Annotated in this window: 1 protein-coding gene; it reads right to left on the minus strand. The window is 42.8% G+C overall.

Features of this window, described 5'->3' with window-relative positions; translation table 11 throughout:
* The coding region (locus tag MMS95_RS24145; RefSeq protein WP_347340969.1) for an aminoacyl--tRNA ligase-related protein at positions 1-269 on the minus strand (269 nt) is incomplete at both ends.

Genomic DNA, 269 nt, shown 5'->3' on the forward strand with positions numbered 1-269 from the left:
GTGTATAGTAGTGCAACATTTTCATGGTACGTTCGCGTGCTTCTTCTTCATTCGCATGCGCTGTATGACCTTCTTGCCATAAGAATTCTGACGTACGGATGAATGGTAATGTACGTTTCTCCCAACGGAATACGTTAGCCCATTGGTTTAATTCCATTGGTAGGTCACGGTATGAGTTGATCCAGTCAGACATAGCGTTTCCGAATAAAGTTTCAGAAGTTGGACGTAATGCCAATGGCTCTTCTAATTTTTCCTCACCTGCTTCAGTT

It is taken from the genome of Serratia sp. PGPR-27 (assembly GCF_022678525.1).
Lineage (GTDB): Bacteria > Pseudomonadota > Gammaproteobacteria > Enterobacterales > Enterobacteriaceae > Serratia > Serratia nematodiphila.